Below are 24,776 nucleotides of genomic sequence, written 5' to 3'. Positions count from 1 at the left end.
CGGTGTCGTCACCGGCGTTGGCGACAAGGGGGCGCAGCGCGTGATCGACACAGTCGGCGGTACCACGGCCACCGGAGGCCTCACGCCGGGGCATGGGCAGGAACGGCTCTGGTTCCTGCACCAACTGGACCCCGAGGACGCCTCGTACAACATTCCGCTGGTGCTCCGGCTGACCGGCGTCCTCTCCGTACCCGCCCTGGCCGCCGCGTTCGAGGGGACCGTCGCCCGGCACGAGGCCCTGCGCACCCGCTTCCCGGACGTGGACGGGCGGCCGGTCGCCGTCGTGGACCGGCCCGGTCCCGTGGTGGTGGAGAGCCTCGACCTCAGGGGCCGCCCCGGGAGCGCCGGTCCGCTGCTGGCCGAGCGGACGAACGCCGCCTTCGACCTGGGCCGGGGCCCGCTCCTGCGGATCACCCTGCTGCGGACGGACGACGACGAGCACCTGCTCTGCCTGGTCCTCCACCACATCGTCGCCGACGGCTGGTCGCTGAACCTGCTCCGCGACGAACTCGCCACCCGGTACGCCGCCCACCTCGCCGGCCGGCCGGTCGACCTGCCCGAGGTCCTGCCGTACACGGAGTACGCGCGGCGGGAGCGGGCAGCCGCGCGGGGGCCGGAGGCCGAGGCGGCCCTCGCCCACTGGCGGGAGCGTCTCGCGGGCGCCCCCGTGCTCGATCTGCGGCCCACCGTGACGGGCGCGCCGGACGGTGCGGGCGGCGGCGCCTTCCACACCCGGCGGATCACCGGGGCCGGTGCGGGTGTCGATGCGCTGGCCAGGGAGAAGCGGTGCACGCCCTTCATGGTGCTGCTCGCCGCCTACCAGGTGCTGCTGCACCGCTGGACCCGTCAGGACGACTTCTGCGTCGGCGTGCCGGCTGCGGGCCGGGGCGAACCCGAACTGGAGGAGGTGATCGGCTACTTCTCCACCACGCTCGTACTCCGCGCCGAACTGGCCGGTGACCCCGCCTTCGGCGAACTCCTGCGCCGCGTACGCCGCTCCGCACTGGCCGGCTTCGCCCACGACCGGGTGCCCTTCGAGCGGCTCATCGACGCCCTCGGTATCGAGCGCAGGCTCGGCTCGAGTCCGCTCTTCCAGACCCTGCTGACCGTGCACACCCAGGACGGATCCGGAAGCGGGGAGGGGCGGTTCGCGGATCTGCGGTGCACCGACGAGGACGGCGGCCACGCGGCCAGCAAGGTCGAGCTGATGCTCGACCTGCGCCGCGAGGGCGATGACCTGATCGCCGTCCTCGGCTACCGCACCGACCTCTTCGACGCCCCCTGGGCCGCCCGGCTCGCCCGCCACTTCGAGACGCTCCTGCGCGGCGCGCTCGCCGCCCCGGACACCCCGGTCTCCGAACTGGAGCTGCTCACGCGGCCCGAGCGCGACGAACTGCTGGCCCTCGGCACCGGCGCCCCGGAACCGCCGGGCGGCGAGGAACCGCTGCCGGTCGCCCTGGCCCGTGCGGCCGAGCGGTACGCCGGGCGGACGGCGGTGCGCGCCCCGGAGGGGGAGCTGACCTACCGGGAGCTGTGGGACGCGGCCGGTGCGCTCGCCGTGCGGCTGCGGGCCGCCGGGGTACGCGGCGGGGACACCGTGGGCGTCCGCCTGCCGCGCGGCAGGGCGGCGATCACCGCCCTGCTGGCCACCTGGCGGGCCGGGGCCGCCTATCTGCCGCTCGACCCCGACCACCCGCGGCCGCGGCTGGAGTTCATGATCGCCGACACCGGCGTACGCGTGGTGGTCGCGGACCCCGCGGCCGAGGGGGCGCAGTGGCTCGCGGAGGGCGTCGCGGTGGTGGCCCCGGACGGTGCCGGTCCGGGGGCCGCCGGCTGCGACCCCGCCTGGCAGGCCGGTCCCGGCGACCCCGCCTACGTCATCCACACCTCCGGCTCCACCGGCACGCCCAAGGGGGTCCTCGTCCCGCACCGGGCCCTCGCCGCCCGGATCGCCTGGATGCGCGCGGACTACGGGATCACGGCGGCCGACGAGGTGCTCCAGTTCGCCTCGCTGAGCTTCGACACCCACGCCGAGGAGGTCTTCCCCGCGCTCACGGCCGGGGCCACACTCACCGTCGCCGGGCCCGGCGCGACCCTGCCCGACCACCTCGCGGCAGGCGCCGGTGACGGGCTGACCGTCCTGGACCTGCCCACCCCGTACTGGCACCAGCTGGCCGACGACCTCGACGCCGTGGACTGGCCGCCCGGGCTGCGTCTGCTCATCCTCGGCGCCGACCAGGTCCAGCCCGCCGCCGTCGCCGCCTGGCGGGCCCGCTTCGGGGACACCGTACGGCTGGTCAACTCCTACGGCCCCACCGAGACCACCGTCATCGCCACCACCGCCGAGCTGGGCCGGGCCGACGCGGTGCACCGCCCGCCCATCGGCGGCCCCGTCGGCTCCACCACGCTGACCGTGTGCGACGCGGCCGGGCGGCTGATGCCGTACGGAGCGGTCGGTGAACTCCTCGTCGGCGGCGCGGGGGTGACCCTCGGCTACGGCGGGCGGCCCGGAGCCACCGCACGGGCCTTCGTACCCGATCCGTACGGTCCGCCCGGCTCCCGCCGCTACCGCACCGGCGATCTGGTGCGCTGGCGGGCGGACGGGCAGCTGGAGTTCCTCGGACGCATCGACGACCAGGTGAAGGTACGCGGCTTCCGCGTCGAGCCCGGCGAGGTGGAGGCGGCGCTGCTGGCTCTGGAGGGGGTCGGCGGTGCGGCGGTGATCGTGCGGGAGCAGGCGCTGGTCGCGTATGCGGTGGCGGCCGCCGGCTCCGCCCCGGACGCGGCGCGTGAGCTGTCGCCGGCCGGGGTGCGGGCGGCTCTGGCCGCACGGCTCCCGGCCCATCTGGTCCCCAACTCCGTGGTGGTCCTGGACGCCCTGCCGCTGACCCCGAACGGCAAACTCGACCGCCGCGCCCTGCCCGCGCCCGACCGGCGGCCCGACCTGGGCGGTGGCTACGTGGCCCCGCGCACCGACGCCGAGGAGCTGGTGGCGGAGGTGTGGGCGGAGGTGCTGGGGCTCGACCGGGTCGGCGCGGCCGACGACTTCTTCGACCTCGGCGGCCACTCGCTCCTCGCCACCCGTGTCGTCGCCCGGATCAGAGCGGCGACTGACCTGGCCGTTCCCCTGCGCACGCTGTTCGTCCACCGCACCGCCGAGGCGTTCGCGCTCGCGGTGGAGGACCTGCTGCTGGCCGAGATCGAAGCCCTGACCGACGAGGACGCCGGGCGCCTGCTCGCCGCCGAGTCCGCACCACGGAGAAACGGAACGACGACGGCATGAGCAGCAGCAGTACGGATCAGTACCCCGGTGACACCGAGGCGGGCGACGGCCCCGGCGCCGGACCGTCCCCCGCACCGGGCCGCTCGGGCGGCACCTCGCTCTCCGAGGCCAAGCGCGCCCTTCTCGCCCAGCGGCTGAGAGGCCGGGCGCGAGCCGTGCAGGCGGTCCCAAGGCGCCCCGAGGGCACCGCGCCACCGCTCTCCTTCGCGCAGGAACGCCTCTGGTTCATGGAGCAGTTCGCGCCCGGTACCGCCGCGTACAACATCCCCGTGGCCCGCCGGCTGCGCGGCCCGCTGGACCGTCCGGCCCTCCAGCGGGCCCTGGACGCCGTCGTCGCCCGCCACGAGACCCTGCGCACCCGCTACCCGGCCACCGACGACGGCCGCCCGGTCCTGGAGATCGCCGACCCGGCCCCCTTCGGCCTGCGCACCGCCGACGCGGACGACGAGGAGCACGCGGCCCGGCTGGTGGACGAGCTGGCCGCGCTCCCCTTCGACCTGGTCACCGGCCCCCTGATGCACGGCCTGCTGGTCCGCGTCGCCGACGACGACCATGTCCTCCTCCTCGTCGTGCACCACAGCGTCAGCGACGGCTGGTCCAGCGAGGTGCTGGTCTCCGAGGTGCTGCGCGGCTACGCCGCGTACGCCACCGGGGGCGGCGATCCGCTGCCCGAACTCGCCGTCCAGTACGGGGACTTCGCGCTCTGGCAGCGCGAGCGGCTGACCGGCGGGCGGCTGGAGCAGGAGGTGGCGTACTGGTCCCGTGAACTGGCCGGTGTGCGCCCCCTGGAGCTGCCCACCGACCGCCCCCGCCCCGAACGGCAGACCTTCGAAGGCGCGGGCTACGGCTTCGACATCGACCGGGAGCTGCTGGAGCGGCTCACCGCGCTCGGCAAGGAGCACGGGGCGACCGTGCACATGGTGCTGCTCGCCGCGTTCCAGGTGGCGCTGTCCCGGTTCGCCGGGCAGCGCGACTTCGCCGTCGGCTCACCCGTGGCCGGTCGGCCGGAGCCCGAACTCGAAGGCCTGGTCGGGATGTTCGTCAACGTCCTGGCGCTGCGCGCCCGGCTGGACGGCGACCCCTCCTTCGCCGAGCTGCTGGCGCGGACCCGGGAGACCTGCCTGGAGGCGTACGCCCACCAGGAGCTGCCCTTCGCCCAGTTGGTCTCCGAGCTGAACGTCGAGCGGGACGTCTCGCGCTCCCCGGTCTTCCAGGCGGTCCTGGCGATCCAGAACTACGCCTCGGCCGCCGAAGCCGCAGCGGGCGCCGAACTCCCGCTGGAGGTCGAGCCGTTCGGTCTCCATGCCGCCGGGACCCGGTTCGACCTGGAGCTCTTCCTCATGGAGTGGCCGGGCGGTCTGCGCGGCGCCTTCAACTACAACACCGACCTCTTCGACGAGTCCTCCGTCGCCCGGATCGCCGCCCATCTGGGCCGGCTCCTCCGTGGAGTCGCCGACAGCCCCGACGTACCGCTCTGTGCCCATGACGGACTCGACCCGGCCGAGCGGCACCGGATGCTCACCGAATGGAACGACACGGCCTTCGAGGCCTCCGACGCTCCCGGGGACGGGACCCTGACCGCTCTCGTCGCCGCGCAGAGCGCCCGCACACCGGACGCCGTGGCCGTCGAGTTCGGCGGCGAATCGCTGACGTACGCGGAGCTGGACCGGGCCGCCGACCGGATCGCCCGGCGGCTGGCCGCAGCGGGCGCCGGGCCCGGCAGCCTGGTGGCGGTGAGCGCCGAGCGCTCTCTCGGCCTGGTCGCCGGGCTCCTCGGCGTCCTGCGGACCGGGGCCGGCTACACCCCGCTGGACCCGGAGTACCCGGCCGGGCGACTCGCCTTCATGCTCGCCGACAGCGGTGCCGGCATCCTGCTCACGCAAGCCGGGCTGCCGGTGCCCGAGGGATGCGCGGCGCGGGTTCTCCTGATCGACGAGGAGGCGGCCGAAGAGCCCCTGTACGAAGGTGAGTTGTCGGCGTCGGACGCCGACGACATCGCGTACACGATCTACACCTCGGGTTCCACCGGCCGCCCCAAGGGGGTGCCCAACACCCACCGCGCCATCGTCAACAGACTGCGCTGGATGGCCCGCGGATACGGGATCGGGCCCGGGGACGCCCTGCTCCAGAAGACCCCGACCGGCTTCGACGTCTCCGTCTGGGAGCTGTTCCTGCCGCTGATCACGGGCGCCCGGCTGGTCGTGGCGCAGCCCGGCGGCCACAAGGACGCCGCCCACCTCCGCGACACCATCACGCAGTACGGCGTCACCGTCGCCCACTTCGTGCCCGCCATGCTGGATGTGTTCCTCGCGGAGGAGGACATCGAGCGGTGCGTCTCCCTGCGGCGCGTGGTGTGCAGCGGCGAGGAGCTGGCCCCGCACACCGCCCGCGCGTTCACCGCCCGGCTGCCCGCGTGCGCGCTCGCCAACCTGTACGGGCCGACCGAGGCCGCCGTCGACGTGACGAGCTGGGAGTGCGAGGGGGAGCTCGCGACCGTCCCCATCGGCGCTCCGGTCGACAACACCCGGCTGTACGTCCTCGACGCCGAGCTGCGGCCGCTGCCCCCGGGCACCCCGGGCGAGCTGCACATCGGCGGGGTCCAGGTCTCCGTCGGCTACCACCGCCGGCCGGGCCTGACCGCCGCCCGTTACGTCCCCGACCCGTTCGGCCCGCCCGGCTCCCGCCTCTACCGCACCGGCGACCTGGCGCGCTGGCGCGAGGACGGGCAGCTGGAACACCTCGGCCGGATCGACCAGCAGGTCAAGATCCGGGGCCAGCGCATCGAGCCCGGTGAGATCGAGGCCGCGCTGCTCGACCGGCCCGAAGTCGCCGCGGCCGCCGTGATCGTCCGGGAGGACAGTCCGGGCGACAAGAGGCTGGTGGCCTATCTGGTTCCGGCGGAGCCCTCGGGGCCCACCGGGGCCGGTGAGCCCTTGGTGGCCGGTGAGACCTCGGCGACCGGTGAGACCCCGGTGGCCGGTGAGCACCCGGTGACCGGTGAGCCCGAGCCGTGGGAGCCCGACCCCGCCGCCCTGCGCACCGCCCTCCGCCGCACCCTCCCCGACTACATGGTCCCGGCCGCCTTCGTCGCCCTGGAGGCCCTGCCGCTCTCCCCGAACGGCAAGCTCGACCGGCGCGCGCTCCCCGCACCGCAGGCCCGCCGGACCGGAGGAGCGCTCGCCGCCCCGGAGACGGAGACCCAGCGGGTGCTGGCCGAGGTGTGGGCGGAGATCCTGACGCTGCCCGAAGTCGGCGTGGACGACGACTTCTTCGACCTCGGCGGCCACTCGCTCCTGGCCACCCAGGTCATCGCCCGCGCCCGCAAGCGGCTGCCCGAGGTGGGGGCCCGCCCGGTCAGCGTGATGGACCTGTTCACCTCCCGTACGGTCCGTGAACTCGCCGCCCTGGCCGACCTGGACGAGTCCGAGCGCGGCCCCCGCCACCTGCTGCACCGGCTGACCCGCGCCGCTCCCGCCGACGCCCGGGTGCTGTCCTACGTCTGCATCCCGTACGGCGGCGGCAGCGCGGTCGTCTACCAGCCGGTCGCCGACGAGCTGCCGCCCGGCTACGACCTGTGGTCCGTCGCCATCCCGGGCCACGACATGGGCATCACCGAGGAGCACCTGCCCTTCGACGAGCTGGCCGCGAAAATCGCGGCCGAGATCCGGGAACGGGTCGAGGGCCCCATCGCCCTGTACGGCCACTGCGCGGTCGGCAGCGCGCTGACCGTGGCTGTCGGCCGCCTCCTCGAAGCGGCGGACCGGGAGGTGGAAGCCCTCTACATCGGGGCGCAGTTCCCCTTCGCCCGGCCGCGCGGCCGGATCCTCGGGCTGCTCAGCCGCGTCTCGGCGCTGGATCCGCTGCTGAACGACCGCGTCTACTTCACCTGGCTGCGCTCCATGGGCGCCGAGGTCGGGGATCTCGACGAGGCCCAGATGAAGTTCATGATCGGCAACATGCGGGCCGACTCGCGGGCCGCGGAGGAGTACTTCACCGAGGTGCTGGCCGAGGTGGAGGAGGGCGGGGACCTGCTGCGCGCCCCGGTCATCAGCGTGATCGGCAACCGGGACCCGGCCACCGACTTCTACCAGGAGCGGTACCGGGAGTGGCAACTGCTCGCCGAGCGCTCGGCGTTGGCCGTCCTGGACGAGGGCGGGCACTTCTTCCTCAAGTACCGTGCCCGGGAGCTCGTCGAGATCATCACCAGCACGCACCGGGCGGTCCTGGCAGGGACGGCCACCCGCGAACTGCCGGGCCGGGCCGAGGACGGGCCTTGGTGGTTCCACGGGGTGAGCGGCGGGGACGGTCCGGCCGTGGCCTCCGCCGACGACGTACGGGCGGAGGAGTCCGCACCGGCGGGCGGCGAAGGCGCGCCGGGCGCGGCCGCGGGGCCCGAGTCCGGTCCCGGCAACGGTCCCGCCCCCGGTCCCGGCACTGGTCCCGCCCCCGGCATGGGCCGGTTCCTGGCCGTCGCCCTCGGCCAGTTGGTCACCATCACCGGTTCCGCGCTCACCGAGTTCGCGCTGCCCGTGTGGATCTACATGGAGACCGGCTCGATGGGCAAGTACGCCCTCTACGCCGTGATCGGGATGCTCCCCGGCATCCTCGTCGGCCCGCTGGCCGGAGCCGTCGTCGACCGGCTGGACCGGCGCCGGGTCATGCTCGCCGCCAGTACCGTCGCCGGGACCACCCAGGGCGCGCTGCTCACGCTGCTGCTCAGCGGGAACCTGCACTCCTGGCACATCTACGTCCTCCTCGGCATGCTGTCGGTCGCCCTCACCTTCCAACGGCTCGCCTATGCCTCCTCCGTACCGCAGCTGGTCCCCAAGCGGTATCTCGGTCACGCCAACGGCATCACCCAAATGGCTTTCGGTTTCGCCCAGTTCATCGTCCCGCTGGCGGCGGTGGCCCTGATGGCGGGCATCGGGCTCAAGGGCATCCTCATCCTGGACGTGACCGGCTACGCCGTCGCGATCACCGTGCTGATGTTCGTCAAGTTCCCCAAGACCCTGCCCTGGACCCGGCACGAGTCGCTGGTGGCCGAGATCAGGAACGGCTTCGCCTACTCCTGGAAGAACCGGGGCTTCCGGGCGATGCTCCTCTGGTTCGCCGCGCTCAACATCTTCCTCTCGCCCCTCTTCCTGCTCGTCACGCCGCTGGTGCTCTCCTTCGACTCGCTGGAGTCGGTGGCACGGGTCGCCGTGGCCGGTGGCGCGGGCGCGATCCTCGGCGGGATCGCGATGGGCTTCTGGGGCGGTCCGAAGCAGAACCGGATGCGGGGCATGCTCACTCTCGCCGGGCTCCTCGCACTGGCCAGTGCGCTGGTCGGTGTCCGGGCCGACCTGTGGATCATCGGCATCGGGGCGTTCGGCATGTCCTGCGCGCTCTCCATGGTCAACGGCGTCTACACGACCATCGTCCAGATCAAGGTGCCGCAGCGGTTCCACGGCCGGGTGTTCGCCCTGAACACGCTGGTCGCCTGGTCGACCCTGCCGATCGGCCACGGGATCATCGCCCCGGCCGGCTCCGCGTTCTTCGGCCCGATGTTCGAGGACGGCGGTTCGCTGGCCGCCTCTGTCGGGGCCCTCATCGGCACGGGGCCGGGGCGCGGTATCGGCTTCATGTACCTGCTGTTCGGGGCGGCGATGCTGGGCCTGGTCGTGATCGGGCTGCGGCTGCCGGTCCTGGCGCGCTTCGACCTGGACGTGCCGGACGCGCTGCCGGACGACCTGGTGGGCATCCAGGAGCGCGAACGCCGGGTGGCGGAGCGCGCGAAGAGGACCCCGAGCCCGCCGGGCGACACCCCACCGCAGGGCCCGGCGGTCCCGGAGGACCCGGCAGCCCCGTCGGTTCCGGCGGGCGCGGCGGCTGCCGGGGTCACAGGGGGCACCCGGTGACCGTCGGCCCCGCCCCCGCCCCCGTCCCGGCGTCGCGGGCCGGTACGCCCGCCACCCTCTCCACCCTGCTCGCCCACCGTGCGGGCACCGACCCGGAGCGCACCGCGCTGATCTGCGGCCCGCGCACGCTGACCTTCGGGGAGTGGTACGAGCGCGCCGAAGCCCTCGCGGCCGGGCTGCGGTCCCGGGGCCTGGAGCCCGGTGCCCGGGTCGTGCTCCGGTACGGCAGCGGCGACTGGACCGCGTACGCCGTCGCCTTCTGCGGTGTCCTGCGCGCCGGCCTGGTGGCCGTACCGCTCTCGGACCGGCAAGCTCCCGCCGTGGCCGCTCACGTCCTCGCGGACAGCGGTGCCTCGGCGCTCCTCCACCCGGCCGGCGCGCACCTGCCGCCCGGTGTGCTGCCGACGGGGGTGTGGGCGGCGCCGGACGCGGAGACCGAGGCGGAGGGCGCGGCCCGTAGGGCGGTGCTCCGCTCGCCCGACCCCGCCTCCCTCGCCCAGATCCTCTACACCTCCGGCACCACCGGCACCCCCAAGGGCGTCACCGCCGCCCACGCCAACCTGGCGCACGGCTGCACCCTGGACGAACGCCGCCGCCCGCTGCGCCACTCCCGTCACTTCCTGCACGCCTTCCCGGTCGGCACCAACGCCGGTCAGACCATGCTGGTCAACGCACTCGACTCGGCCGCCACCGCCGTGGCCGCACCGCAGTTCACCCCGGGGCGGTTCGCCCGGCTCATCGAGCAGTACGAGGCCGGCAGCGTCTTCCTCGTCCCGTCCATGGCCATCGAACTGCTCGGCTCCGACTCCGCCCGCCGGTACGCCACCGACAGCGTGCGGCTCGTCGGATCGACCGCCGCCGCCCTGCCGCAGCCGGTCGCGCTCGGCCTGACCCGCGCCTTCCCGAACGCCCAGGTCGTCAACTACTACACCTCCACCGAGGCCGCCCCCGCCCAGCTCACCCTCCTCTTCGACCCCGAACGCCCCGACTCCCCGGGCCGGCCCGCCTCGCCGCACGGTCTGCGGATCACCACCCCGGACGGTGCTCCGCTGCCGGCCGGCGAACCGGGGGAGGTCTGGCTGCGCACCCCGGCCGCACCGCGCGCCTACCTCGAACCGGCCGGGGGCACCGAACGGTCCGGCGCCGAGGTCTTCCAGGGCCGGTGGGTACGGATGGGGGACCTCGGCATGCTGGACGGGGAGGGGTATCTGCACCTGCTCGACCGGGAGCGGGACGTGATCAAGTCCGGTGCGTACAAGGTCTCCACGATCCAGGTGGAGGACGCTCTCCACGCCCATCCGGCGGTCGTGGACGCGGCGGCGCTCGGTGTCCCGCACCCCGTGCTGGGGTCGGTCGTCGCCGCCGTGGTCGTGGGCCGCGACGAGCTGACCGCGCCCGCGCTGCGGACCTTCCTGCTCGACCGGCTGGCCCCCCACGAACTCCCCGCCCGCCTGCTGTTCCGCCCCTTTCTGCCGCGCAACGAGGGCGGCAAGATCCTCAAGCGCGAGCTGCGCCTGCTCCTGGACGACGAGGCCCTGCGATGACGACGACCCTCCCCTCCCAGCCGCTCAACCCGGCCCAGCACGGCATGTGGGTCACCGAGCGGGTGCTCGACCCCGGTGCCGCCCACCACCTCGCGCTGACCGTCCGGTTCCCCGCCCCGCCCGACCCCGAGGTGCTGGCCGCCGGCTGCGCCCGCCTCCTGGAACGGCAGCCGGTGCTGTGCTCGCGGGTCGACCCGGACGGGCCCGCGCTCGTCCCGGCGGCCGGTCCCGCGCCCGTACTGCGCCGGCTGAGCTGCGCCCCCGGCGGGCTGGACGCCCTCCTCGCGGCGGAGAGCACCCGGCCGTTCGACCTGACCGGCGGTCCGCTCGTCCGGTTCGCGCTGGTGACGGCCGGGGACGGGCCCCGGGTGCTGCACGTCGTCGTCCACCACCTGGTCTTCGACGGCACGTCGAAGGACGTGCTGCTCGCGGAGATCCTCGGCACCGAGACCTGGCCCGGGCCCCCGGACGTCCGGGTCGGCGCCGCCGAGCCGGACGGTCAGCAGGCTTCCCTGGCCCGGGAGTTCTGGGCGGACCGCTGGCACGACCCGGCCCCGCCGGTCCTCCCGGGGCTGGCCGCCTCCGTGCGGGACACCACCGCCCCCGCGCCGGGCGCCGCCCACGGCTTCACCCTCGGCCCCGCGCTCGACGCCCGTCTCACCGGGACCGCGGAAGCCCTCGGTGTCACGCGCTTCGAGCTGCTCCTCACCCTCTGGCACACACTCCTCCTCCGCTACGGCAACCAGGTCCCCGTCACCGCCCTGGAACTGTCCACCCGGCTCCCCGGCAGCCCCGGACGCATCGGCCTGTACGTCAACGAGTTGCCGCTCTTCACCCACCCGGACCCCGACCGGCCGTTCGCCGACTTCGCCCAGGAGGTCCGGGCCGAGCTGCGGGCGGTCTACGGACACCGCCCGGTCCCGCTCGGCCGGGCCGTCAGCGGCCTCACCCCGCGCACCGCGCTCGCCCCGCTCTCGGTCAGCTACCGCCACCGCACGGGCTGGGAGGCGGAGGAGGCGCCGGGCTCGGAGATCGACTGGATCGGCTTCACCCACGCCGTACGCAACCTCGCCCACCTCCAGTTGGTGGACGGGCCGCAGGGGCTCGAAGGGTCTCTCCAGTACCGCACCGACGCCTTCGCTCCCGGTGCGCCCGCCCGGATCGTGGGCCACTTCCGCACGCTGCTCGACGCCGTGCTTACCGCGCCGGGTGCCACCGAGGCCCCGCTCTCCGGGCTGCCGCTGCTGGCGGGCGAGGAGCTGACGGCGGCCCTGCGCCCGGGTGACGAACGGCCCGCCGCCTGTCCGGCCGATGCCACCGTGGTGTCGATGTTCACGGACCGGGTGGCCGGGGACCCGGCCGCGGTGGCGGTGGTGACGGCGGACGGCGTGGAGCTGTCGTACGGCGAACTCCACGCGGCGGTCGCGGTGTTCGCGGACCGGCTGGCCGAGGCCGGGCTCGGTGCCGGGGACCTGGTGGGCGTCGAGGTCTCCCGGTCCACGCACGAACTGATCGCCGTGCTGGGGGTGCTGACGGCAGGGGCCGCCTACGTGCCCCTGGACCCCGGATACCCCGCCGAGCGGCTGGAGTTCATCCGGGCCGACGCCGGTCTTGCCGCACTCGTCATCGAGGGCCCGGCGCCGGACGGCCTGCCCGTCCTCTTCCCCGGGGCGCCGGAGGGGCCAAAGCCCCCGCGTGCCCCGGCGGGCGTACGCACCACCGCCCCGGCGGCCGGGGACCCCGCGTACGTCATCTACACCTCGGGCTCCACGGGGCGGCCCAAGGGCGTCGAGATCCCGCACCGCGCGCTCGCCAACCTGCTGGCGACGATGGCGGACCACATCGGAGCGGGCCCCCGGGACCGCTGGCTCGGGCTCACCTCGCTCTCCTTCGACATCTCCACCGTGGAGCTGCTGCTGCCCCTGACGACCGGGGCGCGCGTCGTTCTCGTACCGGAGGGTGCGCAGCGCGACGGGGGAGCCCTGGTGAAGCTGATCGACGCCCACGCGGTCACCCATGTCCAGGCCACGCCGAGCAGCTGGCGGCTGATGCTGGCCGCCGGCCTGGACCGCCCGGACCTGGTGGCGATCGCGGGAGGTGAGGCGCTGCCGGGTCCGCTCGCGGACGAACTGACCGGTGCCTGCGCCCGGTTGGTCAACGTCTACGGCCCCACCGAGACCACCGTGTGGTCCACCCTCGCCCACCTCACCACCGGCGCCCCCGTCACGATCGGCCGCCCGCTGGCCGCGACCCGGGCGTACGTCCTCGACGCGCGGGGGGAACCCGTACCCGACCACCTCCCCGGCGAACTCCACCTCGGCGGGGAGGGCGTGGCCCACGGATACCGGGGGCGCCCCGGCCTGACCGCGCGGTGCTTCGTCCCGGACCCCTGGGGTCCGCCCGGTTCGCGGCTCTACCGCACCGGCGACCTGGTCCGCCGGCTTCCGGACGGGCGGCTGGAGTTCGCGGGCCGCCTGGACAGTCAGGTGAAGCTGCGCGGCCACCGGATCGAGCTGGGGGAGATCGAGGCCCGCCTCGTCGGGGACGCCCGGGTGTCCCAGGCGGTCGTGGTCCTGGACGGCGGCACGGGCGAGGAGGAGGCCCGGCTGGTGGCGTACGTCGTCGGGACGACGGAACCGGCGGCCGCGTACGCCGTCGGGGCGCCGGAGGCTCCGGACGCCGAGGAGCTGCGGCGGCTGCTGGCGCACAGCCTGCCGGCCGCGATGGTGCCCGCGGTCGTGGTCCCGCTCCCCGAACTGCCCCTGACTCCCAACGGCAAGGTCGACCGGGCGAGGCTGCCCGAGCCGCCGAGGGTTCGGCCGGACGGACCCCCGGCCCCGGCCGCTCCGGCGGCCACCGTGGCGGAGGGCGGCGCCGCCGCCGTGGTGCGGGAGATCTGGCAGGAGGTGCTGCGGCTGGACGACATCGGCCCCGACGAGGACCTCTTCGACCTCGGCGGCCACTCGCTGACGATCACCGCCATCGCGGCCCGTATCCGCAAACGGCTCGGCGTCGAGGTCCCGCTCGACGTCTTCTTCGACACCCCCACGCTCACCGGCGTCACGGACGCGGTGGACGAACTCCAGCAGACAGCGGCGGACAGCGAAGCAGTGAGGAAGAGCGGCGATGAGTGACACGACGATGTACCAGGTGGTCGTCAACGACGAGGAGCAGCACGCGCTCTGGCCCGCCCGGACGGCGCCGCCGGCCGGCTGGCGGGTGGAGGGGTTCCGGGGCTCGGAGGAGGAGTGCACGGCTCATGTCGACCGGGTGTGGCCGGACATCCGGCCGCTCTCGCTGCGCCGCCGCCTCGCGGAGCGGGCCGACGGGGCGGAGTCGGCGGCCGCGCCCGCCGACTCCCCGGCGGTGGGCGGATGACGGCCGGGACGGAGGCCCGTTCCGCGCTGCGCGGCCGGGTCGCGGAGCTGGTCTCCGGGGCGACCGACGGCGAGGTGACCGAGACCGAGATCCTCGCGGACGGCGGTTCGCTGACCGCGCTGGGGGTCACCTCGCTGGCCTTCCTGCGGCTGATCGACACGGTGGAGGAGGAATTCGGGATCGTCCTCGACCTGGACGGCCCGTTCCGCTTCCTGGACGACCTCGACGGCCTGGTCGACCACATCGCCGAGCTGACCGGGGGCGGCGAGGACGATGACTGAGCCGCTGATGGTGGCCGCGGAGGGCGGGCCCGGGGCGGGAGCCTCTGCGGACGCTGTCACGGCCGTCGTCCTGGCAGCCGCACCGGACGGTGTGATGGACGCCGCCCCGGTCGCCGTGACGGACGCCGTACCGGTCTCCGCCCCGGACGCCGTGACGGCCTCCGGCCCGGCGGAGAGGACGGTCACCGAGGAGACCGTCACCGTCGCGTTCGGCGGCGACCGCGACGGGCGGGCGCCGCTGACCTGGGGGCAGCGGGCGATCTGGCACGCCATCCGCCGTACCGCTCCCAACGACCACTACTTCAACATCGGCCGGGTCCTCCCGCTCGCCGACCGAGGCCGCCCCGCGACCGTGGCGGACGCGGTCCGGGCCCTGGGCGTTCTGATGGAGCGTCACGAGGCCCTGCGGACAAGACTGGAGCTCCCGGCGGACGGCCGGGACGCCGAGGCGGGCCAGCAGCTCGCCGCCACCGGCCGGCTCCCGGTCACCCTCGCCCACGCCCGGGACCCGGCGGACGCGGAAGGCGCGGCCCACGCCCTCCTGGACCGGCTCTCCGACACCCGCTTCGCCTACACCTCCGAATGGCCCGTACGGGCCGCCCTGGTGGCGGTCGGGGACCGGGTCACCCACGCCGTCCTGGTCCTCTGCCATCTGGCGGCCGACGGCCATGGTGCCGAGGTCCTCGTCCGGGACCTGCGCCTCCTGGTCCGCCGGGGCTCGGCCGGTCGCCCGCCCGCCGCCACCCCTCTGGACCTGGCCCGTGAACAGCACGGCGAGCTGGGCAGGCGGCGGGGCGCCGCCGCCCTGGCGCACTGGGAGGCGGGCTACCGGGCCGCCCCCGCCACGATGTTCCCCGAGCCGGTCGCGGCCCCCCGCACCCCCCGCTTCTGGACCGGCCGGATCGTCTCGCCGGCCCTGGCGCGGGCGGTCGCCGCGGTCGCCACCGCCCACCGGGTCAGCGGCTCCACGGTGCTGCTCACGGCGGCGGCGGTGCTGGTGGCGGCCGGCCAGGGGCACCGTACGGCGGCGGTCATGCCGATCGTCGGCAACCGCACGGCCGCCGGTCACCGGGACCTGGTCACCACGTTGTCGCAGGACGGCCTCTTCGTCCTGGACCTGGCGGCGGCCGGTACGCCGGAGCCGTCCTTCACCGACCTGCTGCCCGCCGCCTACCGGTCGGCCCTGCGCTCCTACCGGGCCGCCGTGTACGACCCGGTGGAGTGGGACGCGCTGGGCGAGCGGCTGCGTACGGAACGGGGGGCCGAGGTCCACCCGTACTGCTGCTTCAACGACATGCGGCTGGTCGAGCGCCCGGCTCCGCCCGGCCCGGCACCGACCGCCGCCGAACTGGTGGAGCTGGGCGGCCGGACGGTCTTCGGCTTCCCGGCCACCCAGGAACGGGTGGCGTGCCGCTACTGCCTGCACGTCACCGAGGAGGGCGACGCGCTCGCGGTGTCGCTGACTGCCGACACGGCGTACCTCCCGCCGGAGACGATCCGGGCGCACCTGTACGGGATCGAGGAGCTGGTCGTCACCGCCGCGGCGGGGCGGTCGCCGCTCCTTGCCGGGGTGCGGGAGCTGCTGGAGACGGCGGGGAAGGCGCGGACATGACCACCGGGGGAACGGCGCCGGGCGAAGGGCGTGCACCGGACGACGGGCGTGCACCGGGCCAGGACGCGGCGGCGGACGGGAGCCCGCCCACCGGCGAACCTCTCCGTGCCTGGGCCGACCGGACCTCCTGCGTCCAGGGCGGTGACCTGGCCTTCCATCTGACGGGCGCCGCCGGGGCGGCCGTACGGGTCACGGTCACCGAGGTCATCGGCGAGCAGGTCCGGCTCACCGCCGCGGTCCACGCCCCCGACTGGACCCTGACCGTCCCGGAGGAGTGGCCCAGCTCCCTCTACCGCGCCACCTTCGACGTACCGCTGGAGAACCGGCCCACCACCTGCGAGGCCGAGCACGAGGTCTGGTTCGCCGTGCGCGCCGCCCGCCCCGGCACCGCCTCCCGGATCCTCGTCCCGATCCCCTTCGCCACCTGGCGGGCCTACACCCACGCCGGTCAGCCGCACCGGGGCCTGTACTACGCGGAGCAGCCCTACCGCGCGGCCCGGGTCTCCTTCGCCTCGCCGGGCGGGGGGCCGCCCCCCGAGCGCTGGGAGGAGGGGCTGCTGCGCTGGCTCCCCGGTGCCGGCTACCAGGTGGACTTCTGCTCCGGCCTCGATCTGCACAACGGCGACGAACTCCTCTCCCACTACCGCCTGTTGGTGGTGAACGGGCATGACGAGTACTGGTCGATGGAGATGCGCGACAGCGTCGAGGCCTTCGCCCGGCGCGGCGGCAACGTGGCCTTCTTCGCGGCCAACACCGCCTGGTGGCAGATGCGGCTGGAGGACGACGGGCGCACCATGGTCTGCCACCGGGACGCGGTCACCGACCCGATGACGGCGGTCGACCCGCGCCGCACCACCGTCGAGTGGTCCAGCGCCCCCGTCGACCGCCCGGAGAACACGATGACCGGCCTCAGCTTCCGCCGGGGCGCGGGAGCCTGGGGCGAGGGCATGGCGGTGATGGGGAAGGAGGCGTACACGGCCCGCTTCGCGGACCACTGGGTCTTCGAGGGCACCGGCCTCACCGACGGCGAACCCTTCGCGCGCGGCGCCCTCGGCTACGAGACGGACGCCTGCGCGCTGGAGTGGACCGACGGGGTGCCGAGGGCGACGGGCGTGGACGGAACCCCCGGCTCCTTCGTCGTGCTGGCCACCGCCGACCTGCGGCACTGGCGGGAGTACGGGCAGGGAGGAGCGGCCACGATGGGCGTCTTCCGGCTCGGGGCGGGCACGGTGTTCAACGCCGGAACGATCAACTGGGGGAGCGTCCTGGCGGACGACCCGGTCACCGACCGCATCACCCGCAACGTCCTGGACCGGCTCAGCGGCGCGGCCCCCGGCGACGGCTGGGACGCGGTGGGCGGGCCGGACGAGGTGCGGGCGCTCGCGGTCTGCGAGTCCGTGCTGTTCGGCGCGGACACCCGGGGCCGGCTGCTCTGCCGGGAGGTGTCCGGGCAGAACCTGCCCTGGCGCCCGGTGGGGACCGCGCCGCGGGTCCGGGCGCTGGCCGCCGGGCGCGAGGCGGCGGGCGGGTTGCCGCTGGAGCTGTACGCGGCCACCGAGGACGGCCGGCTGCTGCGGCGGGCCCCGGTGGCCGGGCCCTGCGGGGAGGGGGAGTGGGCCGAGGCGGGTGAGGTCCCCCGGGGGACGACCGGGCTGGCGCTCTGTGACGCCGGGCTCTTCGCCGTCACCCCGCACGACGACACCCTGCACCACCTCTCCGCGCTCGACCCTGCCGGGCCGTGGCGGGTGCTGGGGGACGCGGGCGGTGCGATCGCCCTGGCCGCGATGAACTGCCGCCTCTGGGCGGTCACCGCCGACGGCCGCCTGCGCACCCGGCTCCCGGCCGGCCCGTCCGACGAGCCGGTCCCCTTCGCGGACGCCGGTCCGCCGGGCCCGCCGGCCGATCCGCGTACCACCCTCGCCGCCCACGCCGGGGTGCTGTTCGCGACGGCTCCGGGCGGCCCGCCGCTGATGTGCGCGAGGCCCGCGCTGCCGCCCCGCTGAGGGCTTCCCGGACGGCGTCGGTGGCGCGGCGCCGTACCCTGGACAGGTGCAGGGCGGCAGCGCGGGGAGGAAGTCGGACGTGGGTGCGGTGAAGAGCAAACGGATGCCACGCGCCGTGCGGGAGCGGCAGATGATGGACGCCGCGGTGCAGACCTTCGGGCAGCGCGGTTACCGGGCCGCCTCGATGGACGAGATCGCCGAGCTGGCGGGCGTCTCCAAGCCCTTGGTCTACCTCTACCTGCACTCCAAGGAGGACCTGTTCTCCGCCTGCATCCGGCGCGAGGCCGAAGCCCTGGTGGCGGCGGTGCGGGCCGGGGTGGACCCGGAGCTGCCCGCCGACGGCCAACTCTGGTCGGGGCTGCGGGCGTTCTTCACCCACACCGCCGAGAACCCGGACGGCTGGGCGGTCCTGCACCGCCAGGCGCGTTCCCACGGTGAGCCGTTCATCAGCGAGGTCGTGGTGATGCGCGACGAGATCGTCGCGTTCGTGACGGGCCTGATCGGCGCCGCCGCCCGCGAGGCACACCGCGACCCCGCCCTGGCGGACCGGGACGTGGCGGGCCTCGCACAGGCCTTGGTGGGTGCCGCCGAGTCACTGGCGGGCTGGGCCAACGACACGCCGGGCGTCTCGGCGAAGGAGGCCGCGGCGACCCTGATGAACTTCGCCTGGGCGGGCCTGGAGAACCTGATGCACGCCCGGCCGTGGCAGGCGCCGGCGGACGCGTCGTAGGGGTGGTCCTCAGGCGTCAGAGTGCCGGGATCCGGGTGCACAGGAGGCAGAACTCGTTGCCCTCCGGATCGGCCAGGACGTGCCAGCTCTCCTCTCCGGTCTGCCCGACGTCGGCGGGCCTGGCGCCGAGGGCGAGGAGCCGCTCCAGCTCGGCGTCCTGGTCGCGGTCGGTGGCGCTGACGTCGATGTGCAGCCGGAGCCGCCCGGTCCGGGGCGCGCTGTTGGGGCTCAGGACGAGGGTGGGCTGCGGGCCGCCGAAGCCGGTGCCGGGCGGCCCGATCGCGATGGACCCGTCGCTCTCCCGGCCGATCTCGACATAGCCGAGGACCTCGCTCCAGAACGCGGCGAGCCGTTCGGCGTCGGCGGCTTCGATGACCAGTTCACTGATGCGGCATGCCATGGCGGCCCAGTGTAGGAGTTCGGCTCTCTCAGAGCGCTCGCGTCACCGTCCCGGTGAGGTGCACGCGCCCGCCGGCACTCCGCAGGGCGAACGCGTTCCCGGCCGGGTCGGCCGCGTACGTCACGGTGGCGGGCAGCAGGACGGGCGCCCTGAACTCGACTCGGACGGTACGGAGTTCACCACCGCTTCGGTCCGGACCGCCGTCCGCCTCGGCCAGGCAGCGGGCCGCCGTCCACATGCCGTGCGCGATGGCCCGGGGGAAGCCGAAGAGGCGGGCGGTGAGTGGGTGGAGGTGGATCGGATTACGGTCGCCGGAGACGGCTCCGTACCGCCGCCCGAGATCGCCGGGCAGCCGCCACTCGGCGACGGCGGGGAGATCGGGGGCCTGCGCCGCCTCGGCCTTCGGGCCCGCTTCGCTCCTCGGGCCCGCCTCGGCCTTCGTCGCGTGCCGTGAGAGATAGCCGCTGCGCGACTCCCAGACCAGCTCCCCGCCCACCCGCGCCTCGGTCACCATCGTGACCTCGGTGCCGCGCCGGTGAGCCGTCAACTCGGCCGCGTAAACAGTCGGTTCGAGCGCTTCCCCCGGCTGCACGGGACGGTGGCTCCTGATCTCGATCCAGGTGTGGACGAGCCCGACGACCGGCAGCGGGAAGTCCCGCCCGGTCATCAGCCGCATGGCGAGCGGAAAGGCGAGGACATGGGGGTACGTGAGCGGGAGCGGGCCGGATTCCGGTGCCGGAAAGCCGCAGATCCTTCGGTACGCGGCCAGGTGGCCGGCGGCGGCGGGGGCGGCGGGCAGGGTGAGGCGGTCGGCGGGCAGGGTCGCGCCGGGCCGGCCGGGGTGCTTGAACGGCGAGGTGACGGCCCCGCGGACGAGGGAGGCGCTGAGGGAGCTCATCGCGCTCACGCTCCCAGGAGGCTCTGGCCGCAGACCCGCAGCACCTGGCCGTTGACGGCGGTGGAGTCGGGCTGGGCGAACCAGGCGACGGCCTCGGCGACATCGACCGGAAGGCCGCCCTGGGAAAGGGAGTTCATACGGCGGCCCGCCTCGCGGATGAAGAGCGGAACGGCGGCCGTCATCTTCGTCTCGATGAACCCCGGCGCCACCGCGTTGACCGTGACGCCGTGGTCGGCGGCGGCGCGCGGGCCGAGCGACCGGACCAGCCCGATGATCCCGGCCTTGCTCGCCGCGTAGTTGGTCTGCCCGGTGTTGCCGGCGATGCCCGCGATGGAAGCGGTGGCGACGATCCGGCCGCCGCGCGTGACGGCCCCGCCCTTCAGCAGCTCGTCGGTGGTGCGGAGCACGCTGTCCAGGTTGACCTCGATCACCGAGGCCCAGCGGTCGGCAGGCATGTTGGCGAGGCGGCGGTCGCGGGTGATGCCCGCGTTGTGGACGAGGACGCCGAGCCCGTCGGGTGCGGCCGCGGCGATCCGGTCGGCGGCGTCGGGGGCGGTGATGTCCAGGGGGAGGGCGGTGGCGCCGAGCCGGTCGGCGGTACGTTCCAGCTCCTCGCGGGCTCCCGGTACGTCCAGGGCGATGACCCGGGCCCCGTCGCGGGCGAGCACCGAGGCGACGGCGGCGCCGATACCCCGGGCGGCCCCGGTGACCAGGGCGGTGCGGCCGGTGAGGGGGGCGGCCGGGTCGGCGACGGGGCCGGGGGCGGCGGAGGTCAGTTCGATGACCTGGCCGCTGACGTAGGCGGAGCGGGGGGAGAGCAGGAAGCGGAGGGTGGATCCGGCGGCATCGGCGCTCGCCCCGCCCGGAATCCGGACGAGCTGGGCGGTGGAGCCGCGCCCGATCTCCTTGCCCAGTGAACGGACGAACCCTTCCAACGCCTGCTGGGCGGCGGCCTGGTGGTGGTCGTCGGGCGACGGCACCGCACCGAGGACGACGATCCGCCCGCCCGGCGCGAGGGAGCGGACGACGGGGTGCAGGGCGGCGTGGACGCCCCCGAGCCCGGCGGCGGTGGCGACCCCGGTGGCGTCGAGGACGATCGCGGCGGGGCGGTCGGCGCGCTCGGTCACGGTGAGCCCCGACGTCCTCAGGGCCTCCGCCACCCCCGTGATCGCCGGCGCCCCCGTCGTCAGGTGCAGCAGCGGCCCGTCCAGGTGCGTGGTCTCCAGGGTCCAGCGGCGCAGCGGGGCGGGCTGCGGGAGTCCGAGGCGGCTGGTGAGGAAGCGGCCGGGTGCTGTGCCGGTGAGGTGCAGATAGCGATCGGCCATTGTCCTGACTCCCTGCTCGGTCGTAGATTTACTCCAGAGTAAGGTTACTCAAGAGTCAGGAGCTGGTCGAGATGAACGACACCGGACGGGTGATTCCCGTACGCATGGCCCCCGGACGGACTCCATGAACATCCCCGCCCTCCGCCGCGTCGCCGTCATCGGCGGCAGCCGCACCCCCTTCGCCCGCTCGGACGGCCCGTACGCCACCGCCTCCAACCAGGACCTGCTGACGGCCGCGCTCGGCGGACTGGTCGAGCGGTACGGCCTGGCCGGGCAGCGGGTGGGCGAGTTCGTGGCGGGCGCGGTCCTCAAGCACAGCCGCGACTTCAACCTGGCCCGCGAGACCGTCCTCGGCTCCGCGCTGGACCCGCGCACACCGGCGTACGACATCCAGCAGGCCTGCGGTACGGGCCTCCAGGCCGTGATCGCCGCCGCCAACAAGATCGCCCTGGGTGCCGTGGACTCGGCCATCGCGGGCGGCTCCGACACCACGAGTGACGCTCCGCTCGGCGTCAACGACGACCTGCGCCGCATCCTGCTGGCGGCCCGCCGTGCGAGGCCGACGCCCGCCCGCCTCAAGGCCCTGTCCGCCGTACGCCCCCGCCACCTCGTCCCCGACATCCCGCGCAACGCCGAGCCGCGCACCGGCCTGTCCATGGGCGAGCACGCGGCCCGTACCGCCCGCCGCTGGGCGGTGAGCCGCGAGGACCAGGACAGGCTGGCGGCCACGAGCCACCAGCGCCTGGCGGCGGCGTACGAACGCGGCTTCCTGGACGACCTCGTCGTCCCGTACCGGGGCCTGACCCGCGACCAGAACCTCCGCCCCACCTCCACGCCCGAGCAACTCGCCAAGCTGAAGCCGGTGTTCGGCACATCCATGGACAACCCGACCATGACCGCCGGCAACTCCACCCCCCTCACGGACGGCGCGGCGACGGTCCTCCTGGCAAGCGAGGAGTGGGCCCGGGAGCGCGGCTTCGAGCCCCTGGCCTACCTCACGCTCCACGAGACGGCGGCGGTGGACTACGTCGACGGCGACGACGGCCTGCTCATGGCCCCGGCGTACGCGGTGCCGCGTCTGCTGGAGCGAGCGGGCCTGGGCATCGAGGACTTCGACCTGTACGAGATCCATGAGGCGTTCGCCTCCCAGGTGCTGGCCACCCTCGCCGCCTGGGAGAAGCAGGGCCTGTCCCCGCTGGACCGGACCCGCCTGAACGTGGCCGGGTCCTCGCTGGCGACGGGCCACCCGTTCGCCGCCACGGGCGCACGGATCGTCGCAACGCTGGCCAAGCTGCTCGCGGAACGGGAGGCCCCGGGACGGGGGCTGATCTCGGTCTGCGCGGCGGGTGGCCAGGGCGTGACGGCCATTCTGGAACGCCCGTAGCCACGTTGGTGATCTGCCGGACGGACGACCCGGCGACGAAGACCCGCCCGACCCCCCGCCACTGAGGAGCCGCACGTGTCAACGCCTTCACCCGCCCTGCCATCCGCCCCCACGCCCACCCTGGTGGAACCCACGAAGAGGAGGGGCCCGGACGGCCGGGTCCAGGAGGTCTCCGTACCGGCGTTCGCACCCCCGGTCCTGCGGGGTTCGCTGGCGGAGATCCCGTTCGACAACGCCCGCGAGGCCCCGGCGGAGGCGGTGCTGAGCCGCAAGGACGCCGACGCCACCTGGCACGACGTGACCGCCGCCGAGTTCGCCGCCGAGGTGCTGGCGGTGGCGAAGGGCCTGATGGCGGAGGGGCTGCGGGCGGGGGACCGGGTCGCGATCATGGCCCGCACGACGTACGAGTGGACGCTGCTGGACTTCGCTTCCTGGGCGGCCGGCCTGGTGACGGTACCGATCTACCCGACCTCCTCCGCGTTCCAGACCCGCTGGATCCTCCAGGACTCGGGCGCGGTGGCGTGCGCGGTGGAGACGAAGGAGCAGGGCCGCCTGATCAGCCAGGAACGCAGGCAACTGGGCGACCTGGCACACCTGTGGCAGTTCGACACGGGGGCGATCGGCCACCTGAAGTCGCTGGGGAAGGACATCCCCGACGAGGCGGTGTCGGCCCGCCGCGCAACGTTGGAACCGGAGTCCCCCGCCACCCTGATCTACACCTCGGGCACGACGGGCCGCCCGAAGGGCTGTGTCCTCACCCACGGCAACTTCTTCGCCGAGGTGGACAACGCGATCGAACTCCTCCACCCGGTCTTCAAGTCGGTCTCGCAGGACCCGGCCTCCACGCTCCTCTTCCTCCCCCTCTCCCACGTCTTCGGGAGGATGGTGGCGATCGGCTGCATGAGGGCGAGGGTCCGCCTGGGCCACGCCCCCTCCATCCAGACGGACGACCTCCTGGCCGACCTGGCGGGCTTCCGCCCCACCTTCCTCCTCGCCATCCCGTACGTCCTGGAGAAGGTCTACAACACGGGCCGGGCGACGGCCGAGAAGATGGGCCGGGCGTCCTCGTTCGACCGCGCGGCCCGTATCGCGCAGCGGTACGGCAAGGCGGTCGAGGCCGCCGAACACGGCACGGGTCCCGGCCCGGGCCTCGGCCTGCGCGCGGCCCGCGCCCTGTACGACCCCCTGGTCTACCGCCGGATCCGGGCGGCGCTGGGCGGCAAGGTCCGGTACGTGATCTGCGGTGGCTCCCCGCTGGGCCGCCGGCTCGCGGCGTTCTACGAGGGCGCCGGCATCGGCATCTTCGAGGGGTACGGCCTGACGGAGACGACGGCGGCCCACACGGTGACCCCGCCCCTCAAACCCCGCCTTGGCACCGTGGGTTGGCCGCTCCCCGGCACCTCGGTGCGCATCGCGGACGACGGCGAGGTGCTGCTGCGGGGCGGCCAGGTGTTCCGGGGCTACTGGGACACGGAACGCGCGGAGCCGGTCCCGTACCTCCTGGACGGCGACTGGTTCCCGACGGGCGACCTGGGCGCGCTGGACGAGGACGGCTACCTGACGATCACGGGCCGCAAGAAGGACATCATCATCACGTCGGGCGGCAAGAACGTCACCCCGGCGCCGCTGGAGGACTGGCTCCGCGCGCACCCCTTGGTCAGCCAGTGCATGGTGGTCGGCGACAACCGCTCGTACATCACGGCCCTGATCACCCTGGAGCCGGACGGCCTCCAGCACTGGCGCCAGATGGTGAAGAAACAGGACGTGCCGCTAAGGGAGTTGGTCGACGACGAGGAGCTGCGTACGTCGCTCCAGAAGGCGGTGGACGAGGCGAACCGCCTGGTGTCGCGGGCGGAGTCGATCCGGAAGTTCGTGGTGCTGCCGGTCGACTTCACGGAGGAGCGGGGGCACTTGACGCCGTCGCTGAAGCTGAAGCGGGACGCGATCGCGCGGGACTTCGCGGGGGAGATCGAGGAGTTGTACCGGCGGCGGTGAGGGGGGCCGAGGTGCCTTGATCGTGAGCCAGGTGCGCTGATCACGT

At 74.5% G+C, this 24,776-nt stretch carries 14 protein-coding genes; 11 read left to right on the top strand and 3 right to left on the bottom strand.

Annotation, left to right across the window (positions count from 1 at the left end; all coding sequences use genetic code 11):
* The first annotated feature begins 40 nt into the window (after positions 1-40).
* From ACIRR8_RS26205 to ACIRR8_RS26165, 9 genes are all read left to right on the top strand, one after another.
* Positions 41-3,283, top strand: coding sequence for an amino acid adenylation domain-containing protein (locus ACIRR8_RS26205; RefSeq protein ID WP_404069294.1), 3,243 nt, complete (start codon positions 41-43; stop codon positions 3,281-3,283).
* Positions 3,280-9,180 (top strand): amino acid adenylation domain-containing protein, encoded by a 5,901-nt coding sequence (locus ACIRR8_RS26200; protein ID WP_404069292.1) that lies wholly within the window; start codon positions 3,280-3,282, stop codon positions 9,178-9,180. Before ACIRR8_RS26205 ends, ACIRR8_RS26200 begins: the two co-directional genes overlap by 4 nt.
* Positions 9,177-10,724 carry a class I adenylate-forming enzyme family protein gene (locus ACIRR8_RS26195; RefSeq protein WP_404069290.1) on the top strand — a complete coding sequence of 516 codons (1,548 nt, stop codon included), beginning with the start codon at positions 9,177-9,179 and terminating at the stop codon, positions 10,722-10,724. Before ACIRR8_RS26200 ends, ACIRR8_RS26195 begins: the two co-directional genes overlap by 4 nt.
* The gene (locus ACIRR8_RS26190) at positions 10,721-13,858 is read left to right on the top strand and encodes an amino acid adenylation domain-containing protein (RefSeq protein ID WP_404069288.1); all 3,138 of its coding nucleotides are present in this window, start codon (positions 10,721-10,723) and stop codon (positions 13,856-13,858) included. The genes ACIRR8_RS26195 and ACIRR8_RS26190 overlap by 4 nt, the downstream gene beginning before the upstream one ends.
* On the top strand, positions 13,851-14,102 hold the full coding sequence (locus ACIRR8_RS26185; RefSeq protein ID WP_404069286.1) for an MbtH family protein: 252 nt from the start codon (positions 13,851-13,853) through the stop codon (positions 14,100-14,102). The genes ACIRR8_RS26190 and ACIRR8_RS26185 overlap by 8 nt, the downstream gene beginning before the upstream one ends.
* Positions 14,099-14,383 (top strand): phosphopantetheine-binding protein, encoded by a 285-nt coding sequence (locus ACIRR8_RS26180; RefSeq protein WP_404069284.1) that lies wholly within the window; start codon positions 14,099-14,101, stop codon positions 14,381-14,383. The genes ACIRR8_RS26185 and ACIRR8_RS26180 overlap by 4 nt, the downstream gene beginning before the upstream one ends.
* A gap of 94 nt (positions 14,384-14,477) precedes the next feature.
* On the top strand, positions 14,478-15,995 hold the full coding sequence (locus ACIRR8_RS26175) for a condensation domain-containing protein (RefSeq protein WP_404069455.1): 1,518 nt from the start codon (positions 14,478-14,480) through the stop codon (positions 15,993-15,995).
* Complete coding sequence (locus ACIRR8_RS26170; protein WP_404069282.1) at positions 15,992-17,998, top strand: N,N-dimethylformamidase beta subunit family domain-containing protein; 2,007 nt, start codon at positions 15,992-15,994, stop codon at positions 17,996-17,998. Before ACIRR8_RS26175 ends, ACIRR8_RS26170 begins: the two co-directional genes overlap by 4 nt.
* 103 nt (positions 17,999-18,101) lie before the next feature.
* On the top strand, positions 18,102-18,728 hold the full coding sequence (locus tag ACIRR8_RS26165) for a TetR/AcrR family transcriptional regulator (RefSeq protein WP_404069280.1): 627 nt from the start codon (positions 18,102-18,104) through the stop codon (positions 18,726-18,728).
* Between the two features lie 16 nt (positions 18,729-18,744).
* Here the strand turns inward: ACIRR8_RS26165 and ACIRR8_RS26160 are convergent, their stop codons facing one another.
* Genes ACIRR8_RS26160 through ACIRR8_RS26150 form a run of 3 tightly spaced genes read right to left on the bottom strand, consistent with a single transcriptional unit; the run spans position 18,745 to position 21,351 of the window.
* The gene (locus tag ACIRR8_RS26160; RefSeq protein ID WP_404069278.1) at positions 18,745-19,128 is read right to left on the bottom strand and encodes a VOC family protein; all 384 of its coding nucleotides are present in this window, start codon (positions 19,126-19,128) and stop codon (positions 18,745-18,747) included.
* Between the two features lie 28 nt (positions 19,129-19,156).
* A complete protein-coding gene (locus ACIRR8_RS26155; RefSeq protein ID WP_404069276.1) occupies positions 19,157-20,026 on the bottom strand; it encodes a MaoC/PaaZ C-terminal domain-containing protein in 870 nt (289 codons plus the stop codon).
* A gap of 5 nt (positions 20,027-20,031) precedes the next feature.
* Complete coding sequence (locus tag ACIRR8_RS26150; protein ID WP_404069274.1) at positions 20,032-21,351, bottom strand: 3-oxoacyl-ACP reductase; 1,320 nt, start codon at positions 21,349-21,351, stop codon at positions 20,032-20,034.
* 124 nt (positions 21,352-21,475) lie between these two features.
* Here ACIRR8_RS26150 and ACIRR8_RS26145 point away from each other — a divergent pair, with 124 nt between their 5' ends.
* On the top strand, positions 21,476-22,735 hold the full coding sequence (locus tag ACIRR8_RS26145) for an acetyl-CoA C-acetyltransferase (protein ID WP_404069272.1): 1,260 nt from the start codon (positions 21,476-21,478) through the stop codon (positions 22,733-22,735).
* 75 nt (positions 22,736-22,810) lie between these two features.
* Positions 22,811-24,730, top strand: a complete 1,920-nt coding sequence (locus tag ACIRR8_RS26140) for an AMP-dependent synthetase/ligase (protein ID WP_404069270.1) — start codon at positions 22,811-22,813, stop codon at positions 24,728-24,730.
* Positions 24,731-24,776: the final 46 nt, after the last annotated feature.

The sequence above is a fragment of the Streptomyces sp. NPDC101178 genome, from assembly GCF_044767965.1.
Classification (GTDB): Bacteria; Actinomycetota; Actinomycetes; order Streptomycetales; family Streptomycetaceae; genus Streptomyces.
This window is presented reverse-complemented; position numbering and strand designations above follow the sequence as displayed.

Excerpts from the sequence above, each read along its gene's own strand:
- ACIRR8_RS26185 (WP_404069286.1), top strand. The coding sequence starts at position 13,851 with ATGAGTGACACGACGATGTACCAGGTGGTCGTCAACGACGAGGAGCAG.
- ACIRR8_RS26170 (WP_404069282.1), top strand. The coding sequence starts at position 15,992 with ATGACCACCGGGGGAACGGCGCCGGGCGAAGGGCGTGCACCGGACGAC.
- ACIRR8_RS26155 (WP_404069276.1), bottom strand. The coding sequence starts at position 20,026 with ATGAGCTCCCTCAGCGCCTCCCTCGTCCGCGGGGCCGTCACCTCGCCG.
- ACIRR8_RS26150 (WP_404069274.1), bottom strand. The coding sequence starts at position 21,351 with ATGGCCGATCGCTATCTGCACCTCACCGGCACAGCACCCGGCCGCTTC.
- ACIRR8_RS26190 (WP_404069288.1), top strand. The coding sequence starts at position 10,721 with ATGACGACGACCCTCCCCTCCCAGCCGCTCAACCCGGCCCAGCACGGC.
- ACIRR8_RS26160 (WP_404069278.1), bottom strand. The coding sequence starts at position 19,128 with ATGGCATGCCGCATCAGTGAACTGGTCATCGAAGCCGCCGACGCCGAA.
- ACIRR8_RS26200 (WP_404069292.1), top strand. The coding sequence starts at position 3,280 with ATGAGCAGCAGCAGTACGGATCAGTACCCCGGTGACACCGAGGCGGGC.
- ACIRR8_RS26180 (WP_404069284.1), top strand. The coding sequence starts at position 14,099 with ATGACGGCCGGGACGGAGGCCCGTTCCGCGCTGCGCGGCCGGGTCGCG.
- ACIRR8_RS26175 (WP_404069455.1), top strand. The coding sequence starts at position 14,478 with ATGGACGCCGCCCCGGTCGCCGTGACGGACGCCGTACCGGTCTCCGCC.
- ACIRR8_RS26145 (WP_404069272.1), top strand. The coding sequence starts at position 21,476 with ATGAACATCCCCGCCCTCCGCCGCGTCGCCGTCATCGGCGGCAGCCGC.
- ACIRR8_RS26165 (WP_404069280.1), top strand. The coding sequence starts at position 18,102 with ATGCCACGCGCCGTGCGGGAGCGGCAGATGATGGACGCCGCGGTGCAG.